The sequence below is a fragment of the Micromonospora endophytica genome, from assembly GCF_003236305.1.
In the GTDB taxonomy this organism is placed as follows: Bacteria; Actinomycetota; Actinomycetes; order Mycobacteriales; family Micromonosporaceae; genus Micromonospora; species Micromonospora endophytica.
Genome location: NZ_POTX01000361.1, coordinates 1 through 4,289 on the forward strand (window position 1 = coordinate 1; position 4,289 = coordinate 4,289).

Annotated in this window: 4 protein-coding genes and 1 pseudogene; 4 read left to right on the forward strand and 1 reads right to left on the reverse strand. The window is 73.9% G+C overall.

The genetic code is table 11. The features are described from left to right. Positions 1-167 precede the first annotated feature (167 nt). The 4 genes from C1I93_RS28925 to C1I93_RS28940 all read left to right on the forward strand — a co-directional run bounded on the left by C1I93_RS28925 (position 168) and on the right by C1I93_RS28940 (position 2,609). On the forward strand, positions 168-704 hold the full coding sequence (locus tag C1I93_RS28925) for a hypothetical protein (RefSeq protein WP_146603606.1): 537 nt from the start codon (positions 168-170) through the stop codon (positions 702-704). 145 nt (positions 705-849) lie between these two features. Beyond that, complete coding sequence (locus C1I93_RS28930) at positions 850-1,992, forward strand: helix-turn-helix domain-containing protein (protein WP_111246430.1); 1,143 nt, start codon at positions 850-852, stop codon at positions 1,990-1,992. 163 nt (positions 1,993-2,155) lie between these two features. Beyond that, the gene (locus C1I93_RS28935) at positions 2,156-2,362 is read left to right on the forward strand and encodes a hypothetical protein (protein WP_146603607.1); all 207 of its coding nucleotides are present in this window, start codon (positions 2,156-2,158) and stop codon (positions 2,360-2,362) included. Further along, positions 2,349-2,609 (forward strand): hypothetical protein, encoded by a 261-nt coding sequence (locus tag C1I93_RS28940; protein ID WP_111246432.1) that lies wholly within the window; start codon positions 2,349-2,351, stop codon positions 2,607-2,609. The genes C1I93_RS28935 and C1I93_RS28940 overlap by 14 nt, the downstream gene beginning before the upstream one ends. Before the next feature lie 319 nt (positions 2,610-2,928). On the opposite strand, the pseudogene C1I93_RS31830 reads toward C1I93_RS28940, so the two are convergent. Continuing rightward, positions 2,929-4,289: pseudogene (locus C1I93_RS31830) on the reverse strand (hypothetical protein); the annotation flags it as partial.

Genomic DNA, 4,289 nt, shown 5'->3' on the forward strand with positions numbered 1-4,289 from the left:
CTCCACCCCCCGCGCCCTCGGCTTCGGTCGGCCCGCACGCCCCGGCGGCGCCACCGCCCGAATGGCCGCCGTTCGCCGGAAAGGCAGCTGTCCGCGCACCCTTGGGGCCGCCGGCAGCGACCGGACCAACAGGTGAGCAGGGCAGAGCCGAGGGTACGGACGGACCCGTGCCACCCCGGCCCGCGTTGCCCGTCGACGGCGATGTGCCGTACGTCCGGGCCGACGTGCACACCGAGGTCGGTCCGACCCTGGTCCGGCTGGCCGGCGTTACCACCGGCCCGACCACCCCCGCCTACGCCTGGCTCGCCGACGACGAGTCGGCACCGGCGGCAGCCGTACCGCTGGTGCTGGGACGCAAGGGCCCGTGGCGGCTCCAGGTCGACCTCGGGCGGGCACCTGACGTGTTCACACTGGTCGGCACCATGGCGGAGTGCCGCCGGCTGGCCGCGGCGTACGCCCGGCAGTTGCACGCGGATGGGATCGAGGTCACCGTGGTCGGTGACGCGCTCGGTGCCGAGTCCGTCGCCGGCAGCCGCAGCCTCGCCCGGCTACCCGAGCCGGACGACGGAGACGAGCCGTACGTGGTCATCACGGCCGCCGGAGCCGGGATACGTGAACTCGCCGCCGACAGTCGTTGCGTACCGATGGTGATCGGTCCGGTCGCCAACAGCCGGTGGTCGGTTCAGCTCGACGTCGAGAGCTAGGCAGCCGTCTCGATTCTCAGCGTCCGCTCTCCCTGCCGCCGCCACGGTCGACGACACCCACCACACGGTACCGTCGACCGTGGCGGCCAGCCGGTTGTAGCGGTCGGCAGCGCCGCCGCCCAGACCACTACCTGGGAGCGCCGCCATGCCGCCACGCGCGCACACCATCGTCGACCCACGCTTCCCCGCCGAGCTGGCCCGACTGCGCCGTGACCGTGGCCTGTCGCTGCGCCAGTTGGCGGCCGCGGCGAACTACGGCAAGAGCGTCATCCACCAGCTGGAGACCGGGCAGACCCGACCCGCCGTCGACGTGGCCGCCCGCCTCGATGCCGCACTCGATGCCGGGGGCATTCTCGCGGGGCTGGTCGTCGATGCCCCCGACGGTGGAGATCGGGCCGCGTACGTCGCCACGCACCCGCGCCGTGTCGACCTGGCCGCCGTGCGTGCCTTTGGTGACGTGCTGGCCGGTTACCGGCGGCTGGAGGACTCCATCGGCGCCGCCGCCGTGCTGCCGTCCGTACGCGCCCAGCTCGACACCATCGTGTCGCTGCTGCGAGAAGCCGACCATCGGGTACGCCCGGGGGTGGTCGACGTCGCCGCGCAGTGGGCGCAGTTCGCCGGCTGGCTGGGCATCGCCCACGGCGACGACCGGACCGCCCGCGCCTGGCTGGACCACGGGCTGCAATGGTCCACCGAGGCCGGCAACGCCGACCTGACCGCGACGGTGCTGTCCTTCCAGGGCCACCGGGCGGAGGGTCGCGGCGACCTGCCGGAGATGATCGGGCTGTCCCGGTCTGCCCGCTGTGACCCGAACGCCAACACGGCGTTGCGCGCGTACTCTGCCGGCCAGGAGGCTCGGGGCCTGGCCATGGCCGGGGCGTCCCCGGCCGAGGTGCGGCACATGCTGAAGCGAGCCGCGGACCTGGCCATTGAGGCGGCGGAGACGCCATTGCCCGCGTGGGGGTACTGGTACACCCCCGCCTTCTATGCCGTGCAGCAGGGGATCGTGTGGCGGCACCTGGGTGACCGGGACGCGCGGGCCAATGACCGGGCGGTCGAGTTGCTGACCGCCGGCACAGCCGGGGTGGACGAGGCAGCCGAGGGCGCCGACTGGCACGGCCGGCACCTCGTACACCTGGCTGTCGCCCACGGGCGGGCCGGTGACAGCGGCTCGGCGCGTCAGGTGCTGGAGCGGGCACGGTCGATCGCCGTGGCGACCGCTTCGCGCCGGCTGGCCGAGCAGGTCGACGCGGCTGTCCGTGACCTGGGCCTGTCCGTGACGCCGTAACGGACACCGAGCCTCTGACCCGGGCACGCGCTGTCATCGGACGATGCTTGTGGGTGTTGGTCGAGTTCCCCTTCTCGACCGGCATCTGGCGGCGGCGGTGCCTTCCCAACGGTCACGCGCATCGGTACCGCTGCCGCTCTCGGTCGAGGTGAGGGAGGTACCGATGATGTTCGTTCGTTGGGCGCGGCGCTGGATCCGCCGACAGCCCACCGTTCCTGCCCCGGGTTGCGTCGCGCGGCCCGCCGTTCAGGTCGCTGAGCAGGAGGCCGCCCGGCGGCGGATTCTGGATCAGGCGGAGGCGGAGCGTACGCCGCTCGACGACACGACCCGGGTGGTGCCCGGCCGGAGGCGACGTCGTGAGCAGCGCTGATGACCTTCCCCGACCAGCCCCTGGCACTCGCATAACAGTCGAGCCGGGCCAGTGGCAACTCTGCCCCGGCCGTCCCGGCACCAGCCGGGAGATCATCGACCTGGTCGCCGTTCATCCGGCGGCGGATCCGGCGTGGGCGTGGGTCCACGCGCACGACATCAGTTGCTGTCTGGTGGTGGTGGAGTGTCCGTCGCCGTGTGTCGAGATCCTGGTGCCGGTCGCCGTGCTCGCCGCCGCTCGAGGTTAGTGGTGAGTGCGGCGGTGGGGTGGTGGCGGGTCCTGGAGGAGCACCGTCGTGCTTCCGGCACCAGTTGGTGTCCGCGTTGTCGGCGTCGTCGTTGTCGGCCGTGGGCGCAGGCGTTCGCCTGGCTGGTGGCGCACGACCAGTGGCATCTGGGACCACCGTCGCAGGCGTGAGGCAGCATCTTCCCCGAAGTTGCGGGAAGGGCAGCGGGGTGAGGCAGCATCTTCGCCGAAGTTGCCGGCTCGGCGGGGCGGCCGGCTCGGCGGGCCGGCGGGCTCGGCGGGTCGGCGGGATTGCGCGGTGGCGCGGGCTCAGTGGGGCGTCAGCGACTGAGGTGGGGTACGACTGTGGACAGCGGCCCCTTCTCCAGCTTCGGCACTCGCTGCCAGGTGCCAGCTTCGGCGCGATAGGCGCGGTGCACCCGCACCCGGCGGTAGGAGCGGCTGCTGAGGATCAACTCCACCTCGGCGGCACGCAGCGCGTGTGCCCGGGAACGGACCCGGGTGAGTGGGGTGAGCAGGTCGGCGGTTGACGTCACGTCGATCGCCCGGTTCCTCGGCACCCGCAGCTCCAGCAGCAGCCGTCCCGGGCGCACCGGGGGAAGGCTGCGGTGCAGCCGCAGCCAGTGCCGGGGCAGGCGGGCCCGGTTCGCCGGCAGCAGAGCGTACGCCCGCCGGGTGCTCAGGGTGGGCCAGCGTCGTACGTCGTTGGGCAGGCCGGCGATCGAGCGGGCGGGGGAGGCGCACCGGATCCGCAGCGACGCCTCTGGGCCCTCGCCGGCCGGCGTCAGCTGACCGGCGCGGTCCATGTCGAAGGTGTCCACCGCACGGGCCCGGTCCAGGCGTGCCGCCGGCAGCAGGTACGCCTCGCGGAGGCCACGCAGGTGTTGCAGGCGCGCGGGCAGCCGGGCCTGCAACACCTCCATCGGGATCGCACCGCCCGGTTCCACCCGGACCCGCAGCAGCCGGTCACCCTCCGGCACCGACCGGGGATCCAGGAACGCCAGCAGGAACAACTCGGCGGTGGGTATCCCCTCGGCGACCGACCGGGTGTCCACCGGGATGACCACGAACGCCTCGAACTGCTCGGCGTTGACCTGCTGCCCCGCGCTCAACCACATCGGACCGTACCCCGCCGCCCGGCGGTCCTCGGTGGCCAGCGCCGGACGGGGCAGCGGCGTCGTCGGCACCACCCCCCGCTCGCGCGGCGGCGCACCGGCGTCCGGCCCCGCCGGTGGCGGATCGGTGGCAGCCGGCTTCGGTGGGGCCGGGGCCTGCGGCGCGTCGGTGGTGCCCAGGTCCGGTGGGGTTGAGGTCTGCGGCGGGTCGGCGCTGGCCTGGTCCGGCCCGGATGCCGTCTGCGGCGGGTCGGCGGTGCCCGGGTCCGGTGGGGCCGGGGTCTGCGGCGGGTCGGCGGCGGCCGGGTCCGATCCGGGTGGGCGCGGTGGCGCGTCGATGGCGGCTGCGCTCGGCTCGGCCGAGGTCTGCGTCGCGTCGGTGGCCGCCTTGCCCGCCGGCTCCGGTGCCTGTTCGACTTCTGCCGGGTCGGCGGTGTCGTGCTCCGGCTCGGTCGCCTTCGGCAGGTCCGCGATGTCCGCGTCCGGTGCCGACGACGCCGAGCTTTCCGCGTCCGGTGCGGACGACGCCGAGTTCTCCGCGTCCGGTGCGGACGACGCCGGTGGGG